The following is a 25,618-nucleotide window of genomic DNA, read 5'->3' on the forward strand; positions in this document are numbered from 1 at the left end:
AATCGCTATCAGTTATAATCATTAAAATTAAGAAATAAGTAAAATTCAAAAACTGAATTTATTATTTTGCTAATATACCTAACAAGCAATTTGGGGGTATCATTATCAATGTAAAATAATGATTATGCTTTTATACTGAAACGTATAGTTACCTGAAACTTCTTTACAATATTTATCAACGGAAAATTAAAAGCAATGGCTCACTCTATTGATGTTTATAATGATTTTAAAAATAAAAAAATCAGTGCACTATTTTGGCAATATGCGCTGCCAGCAGTGATTGGAACGATTGTTAATACACTTTATAATATTATTGATGGCATTTTTATTGGCCATTGGATCGGGCGCGAGGCGTTAAGTGCTGCTGGTCTTATTTTACCTGTGATGAATTTAGCAGCGGCAATTGGTATGTTAGTTGGAATCGGTTCGGCCAGTCGGATTTCAATTTTTTTAGGTCGTGGTGAAAACGACAAGGCCGAAAAAGTCGCTGGTACGTCGTTTATGCTAACTGCAGTACTGAGTGGTTTTACGCTGTCAATGCTGCTTATTTTTATTGATCCCGTGTTACGTTTTGTCGGTTCTAGCCCTGTTAACCATGTTTATGCTAGAGAGTTTTTAGAGATTTTTCTACCTGGTAGTATCTTTTTAACCCTCACTTTTAACTACAACAATATGATGCGTGCAAGTGGTTACCCTTTTAAAGCCATGGTAACTATGTTTGTCAGTGTGATTGCTAATATTATTTTAGCGCCAATTTTTATTATTGGTTTAGGCTGGGGGATGCGTGGAGCTGCAATGGCAACAACGTTGTCGATGATGATTAGCTTTGTGTTTGTTATGCAACATTTTTTAAATAAGAATAGTAATATTAAGCTTTATCGTCGTAATTTTAAGTTGGACTTTTCAATTGCAAAATCGGTTATATCAATCGGTTTATCGCCTTTTTCAATGCAAATGGCGGCATCAATCGTTGTAGTGTTTATTAACTGGCAACTTAATCGTTATGCTCCACTTGCTAATGTGTCGGGCGATGATTCAATTGCTGCTTTTTCTAATGCTAACCGGCTTATTACTTTAGTGATTATGATTGTCATTGGTATCAACCAAGGTATGCAACCTATTATTGGTTATAATTATGGTGCTAAAAATTATGATCGCGTTAAAAAGACTTTCTTTTATGCTGTGAAAGTAGCAACGGTTGTAACTTCGCTCGGTTTTGTATTAGGATTTTTTATTCCAGATATGTTGGTGCGAGCTTTTAGTTCCGAGGAAGATTTAGTGCAACTTTCGGCTATTGCATTACGATTTACTACACTCTCTTTTATTTTTGTTGGCTTTCAAATGGTTACCACTAGCTTTTTCCAATGTATTGGTATGGCAAAAATTTCGATTTTATTAAGTCTTTCAAGGCAAATTTTGATTTTGTTACCAGCACTTTATATTTTACCATTATTTTTGGGTTTTGATGGTGTTTGGGCTGCTGCCCCAACGGCCGATCTGTTATCAACAGGTACAGCTTGCCTTGTGCTTTATTGGTATTTTAAATCACTCAAGAAAAGACATTGTTGTAATTAATACTGCCGTTTAAGTTAATCAGGGCTTAACGCCCTTTTTAATTTAGCCCAATTTTATTTACTGAAGTCGTTTTTATTTTTGTTCACAAAATTCATGCTTAATTCCATTTTCACAAGCTTTTTTAAACAATTCTTTCGCTTTTTTGGTATCTTTTTTAACATCATAGCCATTAAAATATATCACACCAAGATTCCATTGTGCGTAAGGATCATTTTGCTCGGCTGCTTTTTCCAACCAAATTTTAGCTAAACTATAATCTTGTTCAACAACTTTACCATCAAAATACATATCACCTAAAGAATATTGAGCATTTACATTGCCATTTTCGCTCGCTTTTTGATACCATTCCAAAGCTTTCGTTATATTTTGTTCAACACCTTGGCCTTTTTCGTACATATACCCTAAATTAAATTGAGCTTCGTCGTCTTTTTCTGCTGCTTTTTGAAACCATTCAAAAGCTTTGGTGTAATCTTGTTCAACTTCTTCACCTTTATAATATAAGCTAGCGATATTAGTCATAGCATATACAATACCTTGTGCCGCAGCTTTTTCGTACCATTCTATTGCTTTTTGCGCATCTTTTGTGACAGAAATACCATAAAGGTACCTAACGCCAAGATAAAATTGTGCTTCTGGATTATTTTCTTCTGCCGCTTTTTTGTATAATTCGTCAAAACTCAAATCTCGAAAATCTTGAGCATAAGATGGGTTTGAGAAACATATGAACAATAAAAATAATGCAACTAATTTTTTCACGTTATATTGCTTATTAGTAAAACTTAATGAAGTTAAAATATATATTTTAATTTATTATAAACTAAAATTACTGAACTATTTTTAGTAATATCACAATAAAACAAAAGTCTATTAATTCCGTTCAGTATTTCGTATTGTAGCCTTATTATGTCGAAGCCGATAAGTTTGTAATACTCGATAAGGTCACAAAAATAAGACACATAAAAATCAATATAACCCCAAACCACCCAACTAATGACATTTGTTCGCCAATAATTAACATCGCTAATATGGCCGCAATAACCGGCTCTAACAAGCTAATAGTAATAGCTGAACTGGCTGATATTTTAGATAAACCATAGCCATAAAATAAATACCCAAGAAACATGGGAATCAATGCCATATAAACGCAAACGGCCATATTGGTTAATGAGTCAAACAATGCAGATCCTGTAAGTAGCATAACAGGTATGAGTAAGATGCCACCACAACCAAAAGTCGCGCCCATGGCCGATTTTGTTGCGATACCTTTTAACATTAATTGCCGTGCAGACCATGAATACAAGGCATAAGTGAATCCAGCGATTAAGCCTAGCAAAATGCCAATAGTGATATGATCATATTGATTTGTAGTAGAGTTATTTTCTGAAAAGGCAAGTAAAATTATTCCCAAAATACCACAGCTAGCTCCCATTAACCATTGTTTAGTTAGCCGAAAATCACTGCTAATATATTCAATAATGGCTGAAAGAATCGGCGCAGAGCCAATAGAGACCACCGTTCCTATTGTCACGCCAGATAACCGCATCGAGCTATAAAAAGCTAAAGGGTAAATCATTACCGCAATGGCACCAACAATAAGAAAACCAAAATGTTTGGTTAACAAATGACGATCTTTGATTATTTTGGATATCGCCAATGTACATTGTAAAATGCCACCAATGCCCATTGCTAACGAGCCAATAAGTAAAGGTGAAAGCGAGGGAGCAAATGTAGCTGCTGTGCCCGTTGTCCCCCATAAAACAGATGCTAATATGACAGCTAAAATACCAAGTACTTTATTCATTAGATAGGTGATTACTCAATATTTTGTACTTGCTCACGAATTTGTTCTATAAGTACCTTCAATTCAATTGCACTGGCTGTCACTTCAGCATTAATTGATTTAGAGGCAATAGTGTTAGTTTCTCGATTAAACTCTTGCATCATAAAATCCAATCTACGACCTATCGCTTCGTTTTTCTTTAAGATCGAATAAGTTTCTTTAACATGTGTCATTAGACGATCAAGCTCTTCTGCAACATCAATTCGCTGGGCAACCATCACTATTTCTTGCTCTAGGCGAGAGTGATCCAGTTCAATATTAGCTTCAGCCAATTTACTTTTTAAACGTTCTTTTTGCCATTCAAGTATTTGCGGCATCCAATTACGAATTTTATCCACTTCTACGGTAATGGCTTCTAAACGTTTAACAATTAAATCACTAAGCGCTTTACCTTCACGTTCTCGAACAGCTTTAAACTCGTCGATAGCTGTATCAAGTAACGCTAGGATTTCTTGTGATATGCTGTCAAGATTTTGTTCTTTTGCCGACAATACGCCTGGCCAACGAAGTACATCAATCGGGTTAACTTGTCCTGATTGATGCTCTGTTTGAACCCAGTTTGCGGCATTTAAAATTTGCTTAGCAAGATCTTTATTTAACGAAAGTTCTTGATTTTGCGCTGCAGGATCTAATTCAAAACGTAAATTACATTCGATTTTACCACGAGTTAGACGATTACGGAGTCGTTCACGTATCATCGGTTCAAGTGAACGAAACTGTTCTGGTAGGCGGATATAGGTTTCTAAATAACGTTGATTAACTGATCGGAGTTCCCATGAGGCGGTTCCCCAAGATTGATTTAACTCCTTTCTGGCATAGGCGGTCATACTGGAAATCATAATTGCTTCCTAAATTTGTAAAAAACTTGCTGGGCATTGTACCACATATTCTGTATAATATGCTCTTAGCTTAGGCTAAACATCAACCTTATCTTGTTGATGTCCCCCTAAATAATTAGCTCAAAAAAGATATTTTTTAATTGTAACATCTGGAGAATTGCATGCGCCCGTCAGGTCGATCTGCGGAACAAGTCCGCCCTATCAAAATAACCCGTCATTATACTAAGCATGCAGAAGGTTCTGTATTAGTTGAGTTTGGTGAAACTAAAGTACTTTGTAATGCCACTATTGATGAAGGTGTGCCACGTTTTTTAAAGGGTCAAAACCAAGGTTGGGTAACTGCTGAGTATGGAATGCTACCTCGTGCAACCCATTCACGAACTCAACGCGAAGCGGCTAAAGGTAAACAAACCGGTCGCACTATGGAGATTCAACGCCTTATTGCTCGTTCACTACGTGCAATGATCGACCTTAATTTATTAGGTGAATATACTATCACGTTAGATTGCGATGTTATTCAAGCAGATGGTGGTACCCGAACTGCGTCAATTACTGGTGCTTGTGTAGCACTAAATGATGCAATCAACAAAATGGTTGCAGATGGTAAAATTAAGCAAAATCCAATTAAATCATTAGTTGCTGCTGTTTCTGTCGGTATTGTCGATGGCCAAGCAGTGTGTGACTTAGAATACATAGAAGATTCAAACGCTGAAACCGATATGAATGTTGTTATGACTGACGATGGTCGTATGATTGAAGTGCAAGGCACTGCTGAAGGCGAACCTTTTAGTCATGACGAATTATTAAAACTGTTAGAGCTAGCAAAAAATGGCATCAAAACTATTATTGATGCACAAAAACAGGCCTTAAAAGATTAATTGGAGAGGATCGATGAAATCATATAAAAGTGAATTTATTGAATTTGCATTAAATAGGCAAGCATTAAAGTTTGGTGAATTCACCTTGAAATCGGGACGCAAAAGTCCCTATTTCTTTAATGCAGGATTATTTAATACAGGTAAAGATCTGGCTTTATTAGGTCGTTTTTATGCAGCCGCACTGATGGATGCTAATTTAGAGTACGATGTCATTTTTGGTCCAGCCTATAAAGGTATCCCTATTGTTTCATCAACCGTTGTTGCACTATCTGAACATCATAATGTTGACATTCCTTACTGCTTTAACCGTAAAGAAGCAAAAGATCATGGCGAAGGCGGTAATTTAGTAGGTAGTTCGATCTATCAACAACGCGTTATGTTGGTCGATGATGTTATTACTGCCGGAACTGCTATTCGTGAATCGATGAAAATATTAGCAGATAACCAATCTAAACTTGCTGGCGTACTTATTTGTCTAGATCGTCAAGAAAAAGGTCGTGGTGAACTGTCAGCAATTCAAGAAATTAAACAAACTTATCATTGCAATGTAATTTCAATTATTACGCTTGATGATTTAATCCAGTACCTCTATAAAGATCCAGCTCGAAAAGATCAAGTAACGCAAGTTGAAGCTTATCGGTCTGAATTTGGGATAAAGTAATAACAATTTACTTTTCTATATTTATAAAAACTAAAGCCTCGAAAGAGGCTTTAGTTTTCATGTTTTATCTAGAAATTTTTATTATCAGTAAGATAAATTCCACAATAAAGTAAAATAATTGCTTTTATTTTTTTAAGATTTAATCATCATATCAAGCCTTTTAAATTTTATTTATATTATTAATCATGATAATTAATTTATATGAAACAAGTAAATTGTTAGAATAATAACTAATAATCAAATGTTTTCAAATTAAATTAAATTAAATAGAAATATAAGTAGGTATAAATATGGAAGAATCTTTTAAACCCCGTAGTTTATCAATTAGTGAATTATTTGGTGATACAAAAAATCTTTATAAAATACCAAAGTATCAAAGACCTTATAAATGGGAAAGTGAACAAGTTGAACAGTTATGGGACGATATTTTAGAATCATATGAAAATGACGTACCAAATTACTTTCTTGGCTCTGTTATTACAGCAAATTCTTATGATGAACCTAATTCCCCTTATATTGATGTTGTCGATGGACAACAAAGATTAACAACGTTAATGATACTATTTTGCGTTATACGTGATTATTTTCCGAATCTTAATCTACATGATAATTTAAATCCCCTTTCTGTAAATATTGATATTATCCGTTCTGCAATAATCTTTAATAGCCGAGCTTCACGTTTAAGATTACACACTCATAGCTCTCATCAATCTGATTTTGAAGCGTATATTTTAAACGAGGGAGCAACAAAAATATTGCCGCCTCCATATAAATATCAAATTAAAAATGATCAAGAACCCAAATTTAAATTTATTAATACCGCACTAATTTTTAAAGAGAAATTAAATTCTTTACCTGAAAATAAACTTGGAGAGTTAATTAATTATTTGTTTTACCAAGTTAAAATTATACGTATCGATTGTACCAGTCGTGATTTTGCTATTAAGTTGTTTCAGGTGCTCAATAATAGAGGTTTAGATTTAACTTCTGCTGACTTAATAAAAAGTTTTTTATTAGAAAAGCTTTATAAAAAATATAAAGATGATTTAGCCACTTCAAAATTAAAAGAAGATAGTTTTATGTCTGATTGGCGTGAAATGGAGCAGCTCATTAAACAATGTGACGATATAAGTTTAAATGATTTGTTTATTATTTACGCACATTATTTATTAGGCTCAAATCAAAAAAAATCATTCACTGAAGAGCTACAAAACTTATTCGAAAATCAAGATCCTAATCAAGTCATAGCCTCATTAAAACAATTTGTTATTAATTATTACGAAAAAATATATTGTTCAAAAGATAAAAATATTTATTCATTCCAATATTTGAGATGGAGTAATTATTGGAAAGCGATATTAATGACAGCCATTACAACAAATTATAAAGATTTTGATGAATTAGTTTTTGAACTAAGACGCTTTTATTATTTATATTGGATTGCGGGAAAAACATTATCCCAAGTAAAGCAGACTTCTTTTAATGTCATTAAAGCACTGAAAGAAAAAAAACATATCAATTATTTAAAAGCAATCTTTTCAAATAAGTTAAATTCCGAAAAGATTTATGAATTAGCGATATCTCAGCTAACTTCTAATATGGTTGATAAAGAAGCATGGATTAAACCTCTTTTGATTTTAATTGAGTATGATCTAACCGATCAATCTAATCCTATTTTATTAAAACTTAATAATGACTTGCACCTTGAACATATATTACCTAAAAAATATAAGACTATTGCAGAATGGAATCATATCACCGAAGAAGTAAAAAACAGATGGTTACATAGTATTGCTAATTTGACATTATTAAGCGGTAAAAAAAACATTGATGCTAGTAATAATCCTTTCAATGTCAAAATGATCGTATATCAGGGTAATCATACTAATAACACGACTGCATTTCGCCTTTCTCAAAAAGTATTAGATGATTTTAATCAAAAAACATTTAATCAACAATGGCATGAAGATGCATTAAAAGATCGTTATAATTGGATACTTGCACGATTAGAAAAATTATTAGCTATAGATTTTACATTAGTAAAGCAGATAGATACCCCAAAAATGGCAAAATAATGATCAATCAACTAATATGATGTGTAGGAATCAATTGTTGGTTATAGGAAATAGTCAGTTAAACTACTGTAATAAACTTTCATAAAATAAAATTAACGCCGTATCACCAACAAGTGATATGGCGTTAATATCATAAAGAAAATTATTATCAATTTGAATAAACGTATTACGGCCATTCATTCAACCGTTTGTAATACAAAAAGACCTCATGAAGCACTAACTCTCCCTGACATATCTTTATATATTTCTAAACTGCCTACACGGCAGTGAACCATAACCAACGTTTGTCCATTTTCGCCCTAGATTTCTAAACCGCCTACACGGCGGTAAACAATTTCATGATAGTTAAAGTATCAAAATAGGTATTTCTAAATATTGGCCTCGGCGACCTAATGACTAAGAAATAAAAACTAAGGTTTAAGGTTTGAGACGCAAACAACACCTGCTTCGGTTTTCGGGGGGTGGCTACCAATGCGGCCATCATCCAAGTTCACAGTGAACTGCTCGTGCCCCGTCACATCGCTCGTCCAATAATAGTTTAAGGGAAGAAAGCCAGCATCACCAGCACCATCACCAGGGGCAGTATAGTTGTAAAAGAACAAGTAGCCCCACTCGGAAGAAAAACCTGCATCAATATGACGCATGTAATGATTACCTGGTGAAGATGGATTAGCGCCTACTATAGATGGACCAAATTTTGTAACCGCATTGGTTAAATCCCTGACCCTTGGCATCTGGTAGCCTATATTATTACACCATGCTAAATGGTCACTATAGGTTCTCGTTCGAAAAGGAAGATGACCATCCCGCGCGACGAACCACTGCTTCAACACAAATCCATATTTTACTACCTCAATGCCATATCTATCTCTACCCACTAACTCAAACGTCTGCGGTAACTTTGGCTTAGCAATTGGATTAGGATGAGGATTGTCCCATTGATTTCTTGCATCTGGACCTGTTAGCACAACACGAAGTACAAGACTAGAATCATGAATCCAAATGTGAATACCTGGAAGAGGTGTCATTGTTGCGGTAATTCCCTCATGCGTAACTGGTTCCCATGTCAATTCAGAGAAACCTCCCGATATGACTAAATCAAAAAATAAATGATTCGCTCCTGTAGTTGGGAAATTGAGGTTGTATGATTCAGGATCGATTGATTGAACTAAGAAGCCCTTATCAGGATTCCATATGTCAGCAGGACCTGCGTATCTACCTTCGCTAAAATATAGATTCGGCCTTGCATAATGGATAACTGCCGACGGTATTATTATTGCATCACTACGATTACCCGTTCGAACCTTTTTGCCATTCGCCTGTACATTCCATAAAGAAGACAATAATAACAATATCAATACTAACGGAACTTTTCGGAATAATTTTGATAATAATTTGAAAAATAACTTTGAAGATATAAACGTGGCGGGGTTAAAAATCCAACTAGTGTGTTTATCTGATAAATTTAAGACATAGGTTTGCCATGTTTGGTGTTTGGTGTTTGGTGTTTAAAATGATAATGCATTACGGTTCACCTGTCAAGTAAATTAATGATTTATTTTAATTTTTATGTTTATTTGATTGTTTAATAAACTATTCCTTTAAGGAGGTTAAAGTATAGCCATTTTAAAAAAACTTGGCTAGCTTTTTATGCAATTTTTTAATTAGAATACGGTGTTAGGTTTTGTAAGTCTTAACTTTTGTGGAAATAATGAATATTGGTGATAATTTCTAAACCAAGGAATTAGTGAATTACCTAACAACCAATGAACATATAATCCTTACCATGTTATGGGATGTATTACGCCCATAAAATCGTTCAGGTAGATCATTGATTTTATTTAATTTTTTATTTTTATTAAAATCAACCAGTTATACAGAAATTTCTACTTTTATACAAAAGACCACCTACTCGACATTGAAGTGTCTACTATTGATGCACGTTTAACTTTACATTTTCTAAACTGCCTATACGGCAGTGAACTCAAGCTTTAAATCCGCTGTTCTTTTATTATTTTTCTAAACTGCCTATACGGCATTGAAGAACCCGTCATACGTATCAAGAATGCTGTATGATTTCTAAACTGCCTATACGGCATTGAAGTGTGATGAAACAACTTCGTAATCAGTTAAACCTTTCTAAACTGCCTATACGGCATTGAAGTTATAATTGGCGTTACAAACGCTTCAATATGCTTTCTAAACTGCCTATACGGCATTGAAGACGCTAACGCGGTGGCAACTATTCAATATGCTTTTCTAAACTGCCTATACGGCATTGAAGATTGAAAATGCGGTTATGCAGCTTCGAGAAGCTTTCTAAACTGCCTATACGGCATTGAAGGCTGGTTTAAAAAGAATAAGATGGAAATGGAATTTCTAAACTGCCTATACGGCATTGAAGGATTTATATTGACATTTTTCAAACAAATTTATTTTCTAAACTGCCTATACGGCATTGAAGTAGAATTTTATCTCAATAGTGCCTTATTGTAAAAGAGCATATTGCACTTTTCCCAATTTTTACCCTTTTTTTGAGTCTATTTTAATATCAATAATAATCAATATGTTAAAATCATCCCCAAAAAAAGGGTTAATGATTTAAAAATCAGGAACAGTGGCTGTTTGGCTTAATCCATAGCTATTAAATGTGCCTTGCACTGGCTCTGGGCATTTTTCTTGTTTTAACCACAAAATAAATCTTTGACCTGTACTTTTACTATTCAAATGAAGATGTGGGTATTGCAAATGAACGCTTCCCCACTTTTCAACCATTTTATTTTTCACTTCAGGTGTCCATTTACCTTGTGCTGTTAATCTTTTTTCTGCACGTCTTAACGCACTCTGACCTTTAGGATTAACACGACTCAAATGCAAATAGCCTTTTATCGTTGCCGGTACTGTTGTGATAGGCATCAATAAAGCATAATCACTTATCGATGATTTTTGCTGTATATCTGCTTTAAGTTTTTGCAATTCCTGCTCGGTACCAAATAGGCGAATCACTCCGCCTAATGTTCGGTGCACATTGTAACAAGGAAAACTAATTGCGATATTTCCTTGTTGATTAACCAAGATTTGGTGAAGTGACTGCATGACTTGATTAATCACGTCCACCTCGGTTATCTCAATTTGCGAAATAGCTCGCAGCTCTAAATAGTGTGAGTGCATATAATTTACTCCTTGCCACTAGCACCAAAAACACCACCACGAATTAATACCGCAATCACATAATGTTGTTGCTCAAGCAATGGTTTTTCACCTTTTAATACCCAATTATCAAACAAGGTATAAAAGTCTAATTTCTGTTTTGGTTGTCGGAAAGCATGCCCCATTGATGTCACCGAGCCATACGGTTCTATTGCTATTGGGAATTGAGCATTATCGTCATACCAAGTATCGATAGTTCGAATTGCATTGCTGATTTTTTGTGAATGCATGGCGGCTTGTTTGTTCTTCTCATACAATACTTTACTTTTAGTTTTGCTAGTATCTAGAATTAATTCTTGTGACGGGTAGACTTCTTGACCTAAGCCCATTTTCAGTTTGGCTTCAACGTTAAAAATCACAAACTCTTTACCACATAATCCTGCTTCAATCAGTGTAGCAAGATCATTCACCGATTTATCATCATAATCAAATGAGTTTAGTTGATATTGTTTAACATCACTGACTTCAATCATTGGTTTTTTTTCATCTTTTCGAGTAATCGAAAGGCTAATTTGCTCTGCTGCCATACGGTTACGCCATAACCAACGTCCACTTAAGATATTAATAGCATAACGCTTAGCTAGTGCTGTCAATCCTTGCGTTTGAATATAACCCTGCGTTGTTTTTTCTAGTTCTTTTTGATATTCGATATCATTACATACTGATGGTTTACCTAAAAATGGCAACACTTTACAGCTCCATGTAACTACCAAAGTATCTTTATCGGCATCTAACGAAGCGACATCTACCGTTTGTAAATTTGGTTTTTGTATTTCAGCATCTAATTTGGTTGGATCGTTTGCCACTGCATTTTTAAGACGATTTGAAATAGTACCTCGAACTGATTTTTCAGTAACTATAACAGGGGATAATTTATTGGTATCCGTACTACTTTGCTGTGCAAAAATTGCATCTGAAATATCAAAACTACGTTCAAAAGCAAGTACGCTTGCCGTTGTCATTTTATCTTTACTCATAATGTATTCCTTAGTCTATAATTTTCTAAATTTACTTAATTAGTTTCTTGATTGGTAATATAAATTTCTGCATCATTAGATTGCAATTCACTGCATTTATAACGCCAAAAAGCCTGTGATAAACTCTCTTTCAAGCGTAAGGGAAAGACCCATTTACCCAGCCCATAAATACACTCCACAAATTGCGTGGCATGCTCATTACTGCGCGCATGTTCAACCTTACCTGCTGAAAATAACGGTGAAATAGCTTGATAGCCCAAATGTAAAGGGACAAGCCAACCACGACCTTGCTTAACCGATGTGGTTTGCCAGTGATCTTTTTCTTGTGGATGATGATGCAACATCGCTGTTTCAATCAGGGCATCAAGCGCTGTAGCATTAGGATCTTGTTGCTGTAATTCAGCAGTAATATCTTGCAAATCTTGTGGTGCTTCAACTAAAACAAATGCGGGTAATAGTGCATTGATTAATTTTTTATTTGATTCTGATGCAGAATATAGTGCGACTGATTCAATATCAACAACCTGCCCACCAGCAACACGCTGCTGGTAAAGTTTTTGTTTCATCTGTTGGATAAATGCTTGCTGTTCATCTGCATCATCTAATGTTTCACGATCTTCAATTTTCACCTCAACAAGCAATGAAACATCTAGATGAACTCGCCCTTCTTCAATAATTGAACGAGTACTACCATTTTTAGCTAATGGATTGCGTGTTAATCGAAACGTATAATCGGCATAGTTGTTTGGTCGATAAACTTGTACATCACATTCATGACATGCAATTAACACGCCATCTAAGTAAATAGGATTTTCTGATTCAATTTTACGACTTAAAGCATGAATAGCGCCTAAAAACCCCGAAATAGCCGGGAATCCATACGTTAATGGGCTAGAAATCGCATTGGCATTATGGATTTTAACATGATCAAATAATAAATAATAACGTAATGATGCCATTAAAATATCCCCTCCCTTTTACGTTGACTTGCTTTTACCGCTGCATTAAATTCACGGCGCCATTCGCTAAATTCAGGATCAGCAAATTGCTTTTTAACATTTTTAAATTTTTCTTTTAAAGCATTTTGAACCCAAGTTGCAAAACGCTTTTCTAGACTTTGTTGCCAATCACCTTGTTCATACTGCTTTTTAAAATCCTCTTCATTCTCTAATTGGGCTCGCTGTGGATCAAGCCAAAGTTTTTCATCAAAATTGAGTGAATAATCACGACTCCAACCAGCTGGTTGAGTAGTTTGAATATAGCGAGCAAACTTAAGTAATAATGATAAAATCACCGCAAAAGCATCTTTACGATCATCTCGTTCTTCTACAATATTTTTTGGCGCTTCAACCATATCAAACAGTAATTTAAAACCAAATCGACAAAAATATTGCAGTGCATTATTGAAAATTGTTTCTTGTTGTTTAGAAATCGATGGGAATTGAGATTTTTGAAATATAGGAGGCATAGAGGGTAATAAAAAATTACGTCCTCCCTGACTACTAGTTAATTGACTGACACCTTGAGGATTACTTCCTCCCAGTTTAACTACGGCTAAGTCATGGAAAGAAAAATAAGGTTGATGCTCAACATCCTTTTTTTTACGTAATTCTCGTGCATATTTATTTTCTTCTGAAAATCGTGTTTGCACCTTCTCGTATAAGTAATTACACAATGAGCTAGGATGTAATGGAATTAACAATCGATAATTATTATCTTGCTTTGACAAATACGGTTCTTCATCATTCGGCCAATATAATTGCTTATTCAATTCCGAGGCTTTAGGTTTGTCAAAATCATTAAAGATCGCTTTTTTAAAATTAGCTAAATAAAGCGAGGCTTTTTGCTGATCGTCTGAAAGGGCGGGTAAAACACCTGGATGCCCATCAATAATCAATTGTAAAAATGTTATATCATCTTTAATAGATTGATTTAATAAAGAAAAAACATCAAGAGCAGCCGCATTTCCCGAACAATTTAATGAAAGCGTTAATGGGGTAGCCGACGATACGTAGTGCTTATTAATTGGTTTAGTTTGTGTTGAATAATTGATATTATCTCCAGAACTTGAAGAATGTACCTCTTTCGAAGTAAAATGACATAAAGAAATCCAAAATATTCTTCTTGTTGCCGCATCTTCCATCCACGTTTCAAATTCAAATCGCTTGGCTAATTCATCTAATTTTTGCTGAACTTCATTCACTGCGACCTGATCGCCTAACTCTTTTGCTTTTTCTAGCTTAGCGGTTTCACTTTTATAATTACTATTATTGGCAAGCCGTTGTTGCAGAAAATCTAAAATTACTTTTCTTATATCTTGCCAAGATATGTTATCCATTGACCCTCCTTATATTTTTGCAAATTCAAAATCAAAAAGGCTTATATCATCATATATAAGCCTTTTGATTTAATGCTATGCTGCTTTATATTTTAAATATAACTTCAATATATTTAATGCATTGTTGTTATAAACCCATTTTTTATGAGAATTTAAAGAGCGATACTTAGATTGTTCTAGTTCTAAATTTTTAATTAAATATTTGACTTCTTTAATCGTCGAAATATTTAGAATTTTCATTAGATCTCGAATTGAATAATCATTAATTTTTTTAACTTAATATTTTCAATTAAAATTTGACATTGAATTTTTAAAAATTTATTCTTAGACATAGTTTTGTCTTCCTATTATGCAGGGTTGATAAAATTCTAAACCTCAGATGCGGCAATATCTGGGGTTTTTTTGTATTTAATACTACAATTTTGTAGTACGTTGTTATGTAACTTAACATTACATTTATGTAATATAACTATATAAAAAAGATAAGTCAACAAATTTAATTTTGAATAGATTATAATAGGGGTAGCAAAACCAACAAAACATAAATAATTTATTGATTAATAATATAATATATATTATAAGGTGAATTATATAAATTAGTGTTCAAAAATAATTTAATATTTCTAAACTGCTTATACAGAATCATAACTAACTATAAATAATTACATAACTTTTTGTTATTTATCGCTGTTAAAGTTTATACTTCAGGTGCGTGAATATCTGAATTTTCTCTATATTTAATACTTCGATTTTGTAATGCGCTGTTACAAAAAATAAAATTACATTTTTGTAATATATCTATATGAAAAAGCAAAATCAATACATTTATAATTTTAAAAGAATTTAATAGGGTTAATTAAATTTAAAAAAACATAAATTAATAACTAAGAATGAAAACCGCCTATTCGGCGGTGAATGTAGAATGTATAAATCAATATTTGAAAAGAATTTAATATTTCTAAACTGCTTATACAGCAGTGTCATCAAGTATAAAAGAATTACCTCACTTTTACTAGCAACCATTATTCACCTGACGATATTTTGTCAAAAAGTTTCAGGTAACTATATGTTTCAGTATAAAAACTGATATTCTTTTATCCTTTCTTTTTATAAAATCCTAAATAAGGATGAAAACACCAACTGCAATTGCGATATAAGCTTACGCTACAAAATTCATTTGCTAAGCGATATGGCGTTTTATTTGGGAAATATTCGGTTACTTTTGCTATGGCTTGCCCGACACTATTAACTAGCCACGGTTGAATATTAGGATTAGCAAATGACCATTTTTTATATTCAATTATACTATTTTGTGTATCTTTACAGCACTCATCTGGTGTTTGCCATGCGATATCTGCATAGCTAAATTGATAATCGCCATCGTCGTCGAGTTGGCAAATATATTCATCTTGTGTCTTATCATTTCCTCTAAATGGCGAAATCGCCTGTAAATGCACACAATGGTGATGAGCTAAGCCTTGTTGCCAATAGCTGGTCACATAATTACTTTTACGGGCATTAATTGCAAAAAGATCTGCCATGACCTTATGTTCTAATTCAGCTAGCGTTAGCCCATCTTCAGGGCAGGACTTAATACGTGGAACCGCATCAATATTTACTAACTGATGAGCTGGAATTAGTTCATTTGTTTTATGGGTTTTCAGCAAGAATAATGGCTCTTCTTCAAACCCCGGTTTAGTAAAACAGGCTTTATCCGTACGATAATTAGATTCAATTGCTTTTAAATTCGAGCCTAATATGGCCACATTGGCCTTTTGTGCAATTTTTTGTGGCCGGTGACGCCAAACGCGTCCAACTAACTGAATAATAGATCGCATGGATGATGGTTCGACAATCGCCCAATCATAATCGTGATCACGCCCGACTTCGGTGACTGGTGTGCCAATCACAATAAAGATATGATTTTCTTTCTTGCTACCTTTTATAGCTTGACAAATTTCAGGTTGGTTAAATAGTGCCTGTTCATCACTGCGATTTAAAATTCTATCAAGTTTTTCTTCTAACTGGCTACGCAATAATAGCAGTTGTCGAGCATGATAAACCACGATATGAAAAGTAGTATCAGTAGGTAACTTCTTTTGTGCATAAATTTGTTCTGTAAGTGAAATAACATCTTCTGTATGGGCAAAACGCATTAAACCGATACTTACCTTTTTTTGTGATTTTTTATCAATTTGATGATGATCTTGGTGAAATTGATAAGCTTGATCCAATAATTGTTTAGCTAGCACACCATAATTAATTTTTTGGTTTTCTGTTTTATTTTCTTGGTAATTTAGTAGATCTAAGATATGCCCTTGGCGACGAACTGCGCTTTGTGCTAATTGCTGAATGCGCATTGCTACAAATTGTTGATGGTGATCTCGAAACGTTTTAGTATCAGCAATTTGTGATATCGACTGTTCATATTCATCAAACCAACCACATACAATGGTATTATCGGCATATTGGTTATTTTGATTCCAAATTTTTCGCCCTGCTTGGTAAGCATCAAATAATCCGGCAATTAAATCTGGCGTTAAGGTCGCCGATGACAGTAGTACTTTGCTACCAAACAATCCAGCTAAATGGACTAAACGCGCCAGCGCTGGCAAGTCGTGTTGATCAAAATCATCTGGCTCATCTAAAATCAAATCTGAGGTTAACAATCTTAACGTTGGTGCAATATATTTACCGCCTCGGCTACATTCGCTAGCTTGAATAATATGGTCAATTGTACATGTCACAATAGGCGCATAAAGTAATTGCCGTGCTTTACTGTCTTCGATAATAGTACCTAATTCACAATCAGCAATACCACTTTCTGCTACATCAATATATTCATCAAGTAACGATTCGATAGATTCACTACCTTGGTTTTCTGATTTTTTTTGAGAATCGTTTTGTTCAATGTCTTCCTTACTCAGTTCAAACAAGGTTTTTGTGGCTCGCCCACCCACTAAAATCGCCAGATGTTCATCACTTAAGTGTAATCTTTCTCTTAATGCTTTACCTGTTTGCAACGTTAAAACACGCAATCCCAATGCAATGGTAAAACGCACGCCCCGTTTTGGATTTGAAAGCGCATACATAATCCGCCCATTGGCTAAGGTTTTACCACAGCCAGTCGATGCCATGTTAACACCAAAAAAGCCACATTCATCAGATTGTTGTTGATAGCTTTTTGCTAAATCAAAAGCATGATTTTGCCATTGGAATCGTTTTATAGTTGTTCGTTTGGTAAAGGGTTTATGTTGATTAATTGCGGGTAATTCCGTAGTTATTTCTGGTAATAAACGAGCAAAGCGGGCTGAAAAATTAGCTACACCGATTAAATGATCATCTAAACGTTGCTTCGCTTTTTTTAGGTAATTCGTGTTAGCAATCAATATTGCTTCATTTTCTTTTGCCTCTTCACATGCTAAAGATAAACTTGAGTAGTTATGATCAGCCACCATTAAGCTTAAACGTGAAATATGCAATAAAAACTCGTCAATATTAGACAATTGCATTAAAGGCACATGATTTAGGGCTTTGGTTGTATAACGGCTTAGTTTTTTCAGCCAAGGCTGACTTAAGGTTATATCGCTTTTAAGCAGCCAAAAATCGTTGGGTGAAGCGTGTTGACTATGACTATTTTTAACCCATTTATCAATTGCCTTAAATGTTTTATAAAAACTTCGGATAGTTAAACCAGATATATCAAAATCTATTTTCTGTAAATTTTTAATATCACCCGTTAATGAATCCGGTAAAAACGGCATTCGATGATGCGACACAATGAGCCACGCAATCCATTGTGCCAATAACGGTAACTGCGTGAGATCATTTTTGTCGACTTTGGTTAGTTGCTGGTACCAATTAGGATTCTGTTGTCGATATTCAGTAAAATGCGCTAATCGATCAAATAAGGCTTCGTTCGTGGTGCAGCCTTGAATCATTAATAAAAATAATTGTAACGAAATCCACTCATGTCGGTAAGGATCAGCCGCCACAGCCGTTTCTGCTCGTAATTTAGATTGAAAACCAATCGTTGCTTTACCTAAATCATGAAGTAGTGCCGCTATGGTTGTAATTAATTGGATACTGGTTGCATATTGCCAACAATTTTCGCTGTCACTGCGTAAAATATTACGTTTAGTACGATTAGTTGGGACTCGTCCCTCTTGATTAAACTGACTGCGATCACCCACAATCCACAAAAGATCAGTTAAATTTTTACCATGTGTCCAATAACATGCAACAGCAGTATTTTTTCGTGCAGTTTTGCGTAATAATTTATAGAGCGTTTGTAGCCCTGCTTCGGTCATTGGGCTTTGCCATGTTCGTTCACCGCAGCGCTCAGCGAACTGATCGATAATCCGCCTTGTTTCAGTTAAGGCGTTTTTTTTGCATTGACTAACAAGTAAAATATTCATATTTGATCTGCTATCTGTTTTAAAGTATCAATAATCCTATCAAGTGCACCTAATTGAGCAAATTGCGCAATACATGCCATACGAAATTCTTTTTCACTATCGCCTTGTTTGGCTGATAAAAAGGCCTGAGGTAATACAATGCCATCTTTAATAATATCTGCCGCATCAAAAACTAATCCACCCCGGCGAGTTTTTCCGTGTAAAATAGCAAGTCCATGAGGGAGACCTAACACCCAACAAGCCGTTGCGCCAAGTCCATAGGCTAAATAGTTACCATGATCTAAAAATTGATTTGCAGGATCATGACTCTTGCCTCGTGTGCCTTGTTCCCGTTTAAATTTATCATCTTGTAAGGTTAATTGATTTGCCATGCTATAAAGACGTTTGCTAATTCGCCCTTCTGCGGCTAAAAGTGCTTGGCTATTATCAACATCGGTAAATTGTTGTGTTGCATCAGTAAGAATATGCGCTAACTGCGTTTTATCAATATCCCAATCAAATTGCGGCCAACACTCACTAATAATATTAAGCCGTGTTTGTTGCAATAATTTAGCTGCTTGTAATCGACGTTCATCATCAAACAAAAATTGACACCAGCTTTGTAGATATTCTGTCGGGCGATATTCACTTTGTGGCGAAAAAAATTGGCAGGAAAATTCAGATTCGGTTGATGAAAATAGAGGCGTTCCGCCTCCACCACAAAAGCCAATCATGACACCTGCCCGTGAAAGCTCTCGCACTGCCGCTTGCGTTAATGATGTTCCCGTGCCTAATAAAATACAGGTAGTATTAGCTATTGGGATATTCCAATATAACGATTGTTGACCTTGCTCAGTAACATACTCAACTCGCCCGCCATTAACCAAAACACGGCAATGCTCTAAATAATAAATATTGGCGCGCTTGGAATGCATGATCGTTTTTAGATCAGAAGAATGAATCATATCCATGATAATAACTAATTAAATTGATTGAAATATAGCAAATAAATTAACATTATTCTGTATCAAAAACGAGCATTTTATTGTTTATTAAGAACAATTGCATGGCTTCTAAGTTATTATATTGTGGATGGAATTTTTAAAGACGAGTGATACTCGTCTTTATCTTTGTGATTAGCAATAAAGTTGCTGTAATGGCGTTACAGTTTGTGCCGGATCGTAATCTAGCGCTGCAGTTGTAGCATAAGCAGCATTCATCGTGGTATCGTAATGTACCTTATATTGAATGGCACTTCGACGTAATACTTTTGAGGCTTCAATAGCTGCTCGCCCAGAGGTGGTATTAAGAATATAGCTATATTCGCCATTTTTTATATGGTCATGGATATTTGGTCGCCCTTCGTTTTCTTTTTTTACGACTTGGCATGGTATATTTGCTTGTTGTAATACCTTTGCCGTGCCAATAGTTGCATCAATACTAAACCCATGAGTAATTAACCGTTTAGCTATCTCTAACAGCCTTGTTTTATCCTGATCGCGAACCGATAATAATGCTTTCCCTGATTTTTTCATATTGGATAAACTACCTAGCTGGGCTTTAGCAAAGGCTTCAGCAAAGGTTTTACCGATTCCCATTACTTCACCAGTTGAGCGCATTTCAGGACCTAAGATTGGGTCGACGCCACTGAATTTATTAAACGGTAATACCACTTCTTTTACCGAATAATAAGGAGGAATCACCTCTTTAGTCACATTTTGCTTGGCAAGTGATTGTCCCGTCATCACGCGAGCCGCTATTTTCGCCAATGGTAAACCTGTTGCTTTTGAGACAAAAGGTACAGTGCGAGCTGCACGAGGATTGATTTCGATCAAATAAATTTGATTATCTTTCACCGCAAATTGCCCATTCATTAAACCTTTTACATTGAGTTCAAGTGCTAATTGTTTGGCTTGTTGTCGTAGTTTGTCTAAAATATCTGCAGTTAAGGTGTGGGTTGGCAGTGAGCAAGCAGAATCACCAGAGTGAATGCCTGCTTGTTCAATATGTTCCATAATGCCACCAATCAGGATTTGCTCACCATCAGCAATTACATCAATATCAACTTCAATTGCATCATCTAAAAAGTGATCAAGTAAGACTGGTGCATTATTTGATTCGCTTACCGCTGTTTTAAAATAACGCCTTAAATCTTGTTCATTATAGACAATTTCCATTGCTCGACCTCCTAATACATAAGAAGGTCTAACCACTAATGGATAACCTATTTTTTCTGCTTCAATGACAGCCTCGTTAATATCGGTCACTGTGGCGTTGACAGGTTGTTTTAATTTCAGTTTATCGACGACTTCTTGAAAGCGTTTACGATCTTCGGCTTTATCTATAGCATCAGGTGAGGTACCAATAATTGGTAGCCCTGCAGCTTCAAGCGCACGAGCAAGTTTTAGCGGTGTTTGCCCACCGTATTGCACAATAACACCATCTGGTTTTTCAACATGTGCAATTTCAAGCACATCTTCAAGCGTAACTGGCTCAAAATAGAGGCGGTCAGAAGTATCGTAATCGGTTGAAACCGTTTCGGGATTACAGTTAACCATAATGGTCTCATAACCATCCTCACGCAGTGCCAATGCCGCATGTACACAGCAATAATCAAACTCAATACCTTGTCCAATCCGATTAGGACCACCACCAAGGATCATAATTTTTTTACGGCTAAATTGAGGATTAGCTTCACACTCTTGCTCATAGGTTGAATAAAGATAAGCGGTATCTGTTGCAAATTCAGCCGCACAGGTATCAACACGTTTATAAACAGGGTGAATTTGATATTGATGGCGTAAATCGCGAACAGCTTGTTCTGTGGTATTAAGCAGTTTGGCGATGCGTAAATCTGAAAAACCTTTACGTTTTAATTGCCATAATGTTTCTTGATCAAGTTGCGCAAGTGATTGTTCCTTTAGCTTATTTTCAAGGTTAACCAACTCTTCAATTTGTACTAAAAACCAACGATCAATATTGGTTAGTAAAAAGATATCTTCTAAGTTGAATCCTGCCCTAAAAGCATCAGCAATATACCAAATCCGATCAGCGCCCGCTTCTTGGAGCTCATAACGAATTTTGGTGATATTTTTTTCATCAGCATAATTATCAATTTTAGGATCAAATCCTGAAGCGCCAACTTCAAGCCCTCGCAACGCTTTTTGTATTGATTCTTGGAAGGTGCGCCCAATGGCCATCACTTCACCAACTGATTTCATTTGTGTGGTTAAACGATCATTACAACCAGCAAATTTTTCAAAATTAAAGCGTGGAATTTTGGTGACAACATAATCAATTGACGGTTCAAATGAAGCGGGGGTTTTTCCGCCTGTTATATCATTAGATAATTCATCAAGCGTATAACCGACAGCCAGTTTAGCGGCGATTTTCGCGATAGGAAAGCCCGTTGCTTTCGAAGCTAAGGCAGATGATCGCGACACCCGTGGATTCATCTCAATAACAATTAATCGTCCTGTCTTTGGATCAACCGAAAATTGTACATTGGAGCCACCAGTTTCAACACCAATTTCACGCAGTACCGCGATCGAAGCGTTACGCATGATTTGGTATTCTTTATCAGTCAAGGTTTGTGCCGGAGCCACCGTAATTGAATCACCTGTATGAATACCCATTGGATCAAAGTTTTCAATTGAACAAACAATAATGCAGTTATCATTTTTGTCTCGAACTACTTCCATTTCATATTCTTTCCAACCAATTAATGATTCATCAATAAGTAGTTCATTGGTTGGCGAAAGATCAAGTCCTCGAGTACAAATTTCGTCAAACTCTTCGGTATTATAAGCAATACCGCCACCTGTGCCCCCCATGGTAAATGATGGACGAATAATGCAAGGAAAACCAACTTGATCAAGAACGGCGTAAGCTTCTTTAAGCGAATGAGCAATCCCTGAGCGAGCGGTATCAAGACCAATTTTTTTCATCGCCTCATCAAAGCGTTTTCGATCTTCGGCTTTATCGATAGCATCGGCTGTTGCACCTATCATTTCAACATTAAATTCTTTTAATACACCTTGTTTTTCAAGCTCTAATGCACAGTTTAACGCTGTTTGACCGCCCATGGTTGGTAAAATGGCGTCTGGCCTTTCTTGTTCAATAATCTTACGAACGCTTGTCCAATGAATGGGTTCAATATAAGTGGCATCAGCCATTTCAGGATCTGTCATGATAGTGGCTGGATTAGAGTTAACTAAAATAACACGATAACCTTCTTCACGCAGCGCTTTACAGGCTTGAGCACCAGAATAATCAAATTCACATGCTTGGCCAATAACAATTGGGCCAGCACAAATAATTAGTATACTTTTTATATCTGTTCGCTTAGCCATGATTATTGCTCCTACTTATAAATTTTAATTAACTCAATAAAGTGGTCAAAAAGTGATGCTGCATCATGAGGCCCTGGACTGGCTTCGGGATGACCTTGAAAACTAAAAGCCGGTTTTTGATTGTGATGAATGCCTTGTAATGAACCATCGAACAGTGATTTATGCGTCGCTCGTAAATGAGCTGGTAAGCTTGCTTCATCTACAGCGAAGCCGTGATTTTGTGCAGTGATCATTACCTTATTATTTTCTAGATCTTTAACAGGATGATTACCACCATGATGACCAAACTTCATTTTGATAGTTTTAGCACCACAAGCAAGCGCAAGAAGTTGATGACCTAAACAAATGCCAAAAATAGGAATATCTGTGTTTAAAAACTGTTTAATGGCATCAATCGCATAACTGCAAGGTGCAGGATCTCCTGGACCATTAGATAAAAAGATCCCATCGGGCTTTAAAGCAAGGACTTGTTTTGCTGTCGTTTTGGCTGGTACAACAGTTAATTTACAACCACGCTCAACTAACATTCGCAAAATATTATGTTTTACACCAAAGTCGTAAGCAACAACGTGATATGGTAATTGGCTTTCTGGTTTTGGAGCAGGCTGTTGCTGTTGCCTTGTCCATATGCCTTGTGACCAAATATAACTTGTCAAACAAGTCACTTCTTTGGCTAAATCAAGCCCACTTAATCCTTTAAAATCGATCGCCTGCTGTTTAGCTATTTCGGCTTTTTCAAGTAAGGTCGTTTTGTCCGTTGCTGTTATGATGACGCCATGCTGTGCACCTTTTTCACGCAAAATACGGGTTAAGCGCCGCGTATCAATATCCGCAATGGCAATAACATTATGTTTTTTTAAATAGCTAGAAAGACAGAGTTCGCTTCGATAGTTGCTAGCTAATAATGGCAAATCACGAATAATCAAGCCTTTTGCATAAACTTGGTTCGATTCGGCATCGGTATCATTCGTTCCTACATTACCAATGTGCGGGTAGGTTAATGTAACCAATTGCTCACAGTAAGACGGATCGGTAAGAATTTCTTGGTAACCTGTCATTGAGGTGTTAAATACCACTTCCCCAACTGTTTGACCATCAGCACCAATTGATTTCCCGATAAATTGCGAACCATCTTGTAACATAAGGAGGGCATAAGTTTGCATGACTAAAAGATCCTTTGAATGAATTATCATGAATTTTGAATAAAAATTCAATTTTACCTAGCTACAAAGATACAATATTTGGTCATTTTATTACACTTTTTTGTACAAAAAAAGCAATATTATAAAAATTATTTTAATAATTAAGTCTAATTTTTGAGACTTATCTCAACATAAAGGTAAAATGTTAGGGTTATTATGATGTTTAACTTGAATTTGCATAATTATTCAAATAGAATCATTTACATCATTACGGTTATTAGGAGCTATATCATGCACGGTTTTTATCAGCGTCATTTTTTACGATTACTTGATTTTACCCCTACCGAAATCAATCAATTAATTAATCTTGCTATCGAATTAAAACAAGCCAAACAACAAGGGCAAGAACAACAACATTTGATTGGTAAAAATATTGCATTAATTTTTGAGAAAGACTCCACCCGTACGCGTTGTGCTTTTGAGGTTGGTGCATTTGATCAAGGTGCAAATGTCACTTATTTAGGGCCAAGTGGTAGTCAAATCGGTCATAAAGAATCAATTGCGGATACCGCACGCGTGCTGGGTCGAATGTATGACGGTATTGAGTATCGTGGTTATGGTCAAGAGATCGTTGAAACATTAGCCCAATATGCTGGTGTACCAGTATGGAATGGCTTAACGACCGAAGCACATCCAACCCAAATTTTAGCCGATTTTATGACAATGAAAGAACATATAGGCAATCGCCCATTAAGTAGCATTAAATTTGCCTATTTAGGCGATGCCCGTAATAACATGGGAAATTCGTTAATGGAAGGTGCGGCTTTAATGGGAATGGAAATTCGTTTAGTTGCACCAAAGGCCTGTCATCCCGAAGCCGAACTCGTACAAAAGTGCCAAGATATAGCAAAAAATACGGGTGCAAAAATTATCTTAACCGAAGATGTTGCCAAAGGAGTTAAAGACGTCGACTTTTTATATACTGATGTATGGGTATCAATGGGTGAGCCTAAGGAAGTTTGGGATGAGCGTGTTAAATTATTAACACCTTATCAAGTGAATGAAAATGTTATTAAACTTACCAATAATCCAAATGTCAAATTCATGCACTGTTTACCAGCTTTTCATGATATGAACACTACCGTCGGTAAACAGATGGCAGCTCAATATGGTTTAACCAATGGACTTGAAGTGACTAATGATGTGTTTGAATCTGAACATAGTATTGTTTTTGATGAAGCCGAAAACAGGCTACATACCATTAAAGCGGTAATGGTTGCAACATTAGCCAAAGATGAATAATATTGTCATAATCAATACTTAAATGCTTAGCT

The 25,618-nt window shown here is 35.5% G+C and carries 17 protein-coding genes and 1 CRISPR repeat array; of the genes, 5 read left to right on the forward strand and 12 right to left on the reverse strand.

Annotated elements, in window-relative coordinates; all coding sequences use genetic code 11:
• The first annotated feature begins 195 nt into the window (after window positions 1–195).
• Window positions 196–1,575, forward strand: coding sequence for an MATE family efflux transporter (locus ACGH80_RS04730; protein ID WP_296318253.1), 1,380 nt, complete (start codon window positions 196–198; stop codon window positions 1,573–1,575).
• Window positions 1,576–1,647: 72 nt separating this feature from the next.
• Here the strand turns inward: ACGH80_RS04730 and ACGH80_RS04735 are convergent, their stop codons facing one another.
• From ACGH80_RS04735 to ACGH80_RS04745, 3 genes are all read right to left on the reverse strand, one after another.
• Entirely contained in the window at window positions 1,648–2,331 is a 684-nt protein-coding gene (locus ACGH80_RS04735; protein ID WP_411578685.1) for a tetratricopeptide repeat protein, read from the reverse strand.
• 145 nt (window positions 2,332–2,476) lie between these two features.
• Window positions 2,477–3,376 carry a DMT family transporter gene (locus ACGH80_RS04740; protein WP_085165261.1) on the reverse strand — a complete coding sequence of 300 codons (900 nt, stop codon included), beginning with the start codon at window positions 3,374–3,376 and terminating at the stop codon, window positions 2,477–2,479.
• An 11-nt stretch (window positions 3,377–3,387) separates the two neighbouring features.
• Window positions 3,388–4,254, reverse strand: coding sequence for a YicC/YloC family endoribonuclease (locus ACGH80_RS04745; protein WP_065589924.1), 867 nt, complete (start codon window positions 4,252–4,254; stop codon window positions 3,388–3,390).
• A gap of 161 nt (window positions 4,255–4,415) precedes the next feature.
• On the opposite strand from ACGH80_RS04745, the gene rph reads away from it, so the two are divergent.
• The 3 genes from rph (at window position 4,416) to ACGH80_RS04760 (ending at window position 7,868) form a co-directional block, all read left to right on the forward strand.
• Window positions 4,416–5,132: a ribonuclease PH gene (gene rph / locus ACGH80_RS04750; protein ID WP_065561348.1), complete on the forward strand. Its 717-nt coding sequence runs from the start codon at window positions 4,416–4,418 to the stop codon at window positions 5,130–5,132.
• Window positions 5,133–5,145: 13 nt separating this feature from the next.
• The gene (gene pyrE / locus ACGH80_RS04755) at window positions 5,146–5,793 is read left to right on the forward strand and encodes an orotate phosphoribosyltransferase (protein ID WP_065574840.1); all 648 of its coding nucleotides are present in this window, start codon (window positions 5,146–5,148) and stop codon (window positions 5,791–5,793) included.
• A gap of 290 nt (window positions 5,794–6,083) precedes the next feature.
• Window positions 6,084–7,868 (forward strand): DUF262 domain-containing protein, encoded by a 1,785-nt coding sequence (locus ACGH80_RS04760; protein ID WP_065589926.1) that lies wholly within the window; start codon window positions 6,084–6,086, stop codon window positions 7,866–7,868.
• A 410-nt stretch (window positions 7,869–8,278) separates the two neighbouring features.
• On the opposite strand, the gene ACGH80_RS04765 is transcribed toward ACGH80_RS04760, so the two are convergent.
• From ACGH80_RS04765 to carA, 9 genes are all read right to left on the reverse strand, one after another.
• Window positions 8,279–9,226 (reverse strand): hypothetical protein, encoded by a 948-nt coding sequence (locus ACGH80_RS04765; RefSeq protein ID WP_411630611.1) that lies wholly within the window; start codon window positions 9,224–9,226, stop codon window positions 8,279–8,281.
• Between the two features lie 598 nt (window positions 9,227–9,824).
• Window positions 9,825–10,332: a CRISPR direct-repeat array (repeat unit 28 nt; unit sequence TTTCTAAACTGCCTATACGGCATTGAAG).
• A gap of 137 nt (window positions 10,333–10,469) precedes the next feature.
• Window positions 10,470–11,039 (reverse strand): type I-F CRISPR-associated endoribonuclease Cas6/Csy4, encoded by a 570-nt coding sequence (cas6f, locus tag ACGH80_RS04770; RefSeq protein WP_065561650.1) that lies wholly within the window; start codon window positions 11,037–11,039, stop codon window positions 10,470–10,472.
• Window positions 11,040–11,044: 5 nt separating this feature from the next.
• Window positions 11,045–12,055: a type I-F CRISPR-associated protein Csy3 gene (gene csy3 / locus ACGH80_RS04775; protein WP_411630612.1), complete on the reverse strand. Its 1,011-nt coding sequence runs from the start codon at window positions 12,053–12,055 to the stop codon at window positions 11,045–11,047.
• A 35-nt stretch (window positions 12,056–12,090) separates the two neighbouring features.
• The gene (csy2, locus tag ACGH80_RS04780) at window positions 12,091–13,014 is read right to left on the reverse strand and encodes a type I-F CRISPR-associated protein Csy2 (RefSeq protein WP_411630613.1); all 924 of its coding nucleotides are present in this window, start codon (window positions 13,012–13,014) and stop codon (window positions 12,091–12,093) included.
• Window positions 13,014–14,393 carry a type I-F CRISPR-associated protein Csy1 gene (csy1, locus tag ACGH80_RS04785; protein WP_411630614.1) on the reverse strand — a complete coding sequence of 460 codons (1,380 nt, stop codon included), beginning with the start codon at window positions 14,391–14,393 and terminating at the stop codon, window positions 13,014–13,016. The genes csy2 and csy1 overlap by 1 nt, the downstream gene beginning before the upstream one ends.
• Window positions 14,394–15,487: 1,094 nt before the next feature.
• Complete coding sequence (gene cas3f / locus ACGH80_RS04790; protein WP_411630615.1) at window positions 15,488–18,811, reverse strand: type I-F CRISPR-associated helicase Cas3f; 3,324 nt, start codon at window positions 18,809–18,811, stop codon at window positions 15,488–15,490.
• Window positions 18,808–19,761: a type I-F CRISPR-associated endonuclease Cas1f gene (gene cas1f / locus ACGH80_RS04795; protein ID WP_411630616.1), complete on the reverse strand. Its 954-nt coding sequence runs from the start codon at window positions 19,759–19,761 to the stop codon at window positions 18,808–18,810. Before cas1f ends, cas3f begins: the two co-directional genes overlap by 4 nt.
• Before the next feature lie 165 nt (window positions 19,762–19,926).
• Window positions 19,927–23,142 (reverse strand): carbamoyl-phosphate synthase large subunit, encoded by a 3,216-nt coding sequence (gene carB, locus ACGH80_RS04800; protein ID WP_411630617.1) that lies wholly within the window; start codon window positions 23,140–23,142, stop codon window positions 19,927–19,929.
• 11 nt (window positions 23,143–23,153) lie between these two features.
• Complete coding sequence (carA, locus tag ACGH80_RS04805) at window positions 23,154–24,305, reverse strand: glutamine-hydrolyzing carbamoyl-phosphate synthase small subunit (RefSeq protein ID WP_411630618.1); 1,152 nt, start codon at window positions 24,303–24,305, stop codon at window positions 23,154–23,156.
• 270 nt (window positions 24,306–24,575) lie between these two features.
• Here carA and argF point away from each other — a divergent pair, with 270 nt between their 5' ends.
• Window positions 24,576–25,586 (forward strand): ornithine carbamoyltransferase, encoded by a 1,011-nt coding sequence (argF, locus tag ACGH80_RS04810; protein WP_085163694.1) that lies wholly within the window; start codon window positions 24,576–24,578, stop codon window positions 25,584–25,586.
• Window positions 25,587–25,618 lie beyond the last annotated feature (32 nt).

This window comes from Gilliamella sp. BG1 (assembly GCF_046635625.1).
GTDB lineage: Bacteria > Pseudomonadota > Gammaproteobacteria > Enterobacterales > Orbaceae > Gilliamella > Gilliamella bombi.

Bases quoted from the DNA above. Each gene is read 5' to 3' on its own strand.
- carA (WP_411630618.1), bottom strand. From the start codon at position 24,305: ATGCAAACTTATGCCCTCCTTATGTTACAAGATGGTTCGCAATTTATC.
- cas6f (WP_065561650.1), bottom strand. From the start codon at position 11,039: ATGCACTCACACTATTTAGAGCTGCGAGCTATTTCGCAAATTGAGATA.
- carB (WP_411630617.1), bottom strand. From the start codon at position 23,142: ATGGCTAAGCGAACAGATATAAAAAGTATACTAATTATTTGTGCTGGC.
- rph (WP_065561348.1), top strand. From the start codon at position 4,416: ATGCGCCCGTCAGGTCGATCTGCGGAACAAGTCCGCCCTATCAAAATA.
- cas3f (WP_411630615.1), bottom strand. From the start codon at position 18,811: ATGAATATTTTACTTGTTAGTCAATGCAAAAAAAACGCCTTAACTGAA.
- ACGH80_RS04740 (WP_085165261.1), bottom strand. From the start codon at position 3,376: ATGAATAAAGTACTTGGTATTTTAGCTGTCATATTAGCATCTGTTTTA.
- pyrE (WP_065574840.1), top strand. From the start codon at position 5,146: ATGAAATCATATAAAAGTGAATTTATTGAATTTGCATTAAATAGGCAA.
- csy2 (WP_411630613.1), bottom strand. From the start codon at position 13,014: ATGGCATCATTACGTTATTATTTATTATTTGATCATGTTAAAATCCAT.
- csy3 (WP_411630612.1), bottom strand. From the start codon at position 12,055: ATGAGTAAAGATAAAATGACAACGGCAAGCGTACTTGCTTTTGAACGT.
- argF (WP_085163694.1), top strand. From the start codon at position 24,576: ATGCACGGTTTTTATCAGCGTCATTTTTTACGATTACTTGATTTTACC.
- cas1f (WP_411630616.1), bottom strand. From the start codon at position 19,761: ATGGATATGATTCATTCTTCTGATCTAAAAACGATCATGCATTCCAAG.
- ACGH80_RS04745 (WP_065589924.1), bottom strand. From the start codon at position 4,254: ATGATTTCCAGTATGACCGCCTATGCCAGAAAGGAGTTAAATCAATCT.
- csy1 (WP_411630614.1), bottom strand. From the start codon at position 14,393: ATGGATAACATATCTTGGCAAGATATAAGAAAAGTAATTTTAGATTTT.
- ACGH80_RS04730 (WP_296318253.1), top strand. From the start codon at position 196: ATGGCTCACTCTATTGATGTTTATAATGATTTTAAAAATAAAAAAATC.
- ACGH80_RS04760 (WP_065589926.1), top strand. From the start codon at position 6,084: ATGGAAGAATCTTTTAAACCCCGTAGTTTATCAATTAGTGAATTATTT.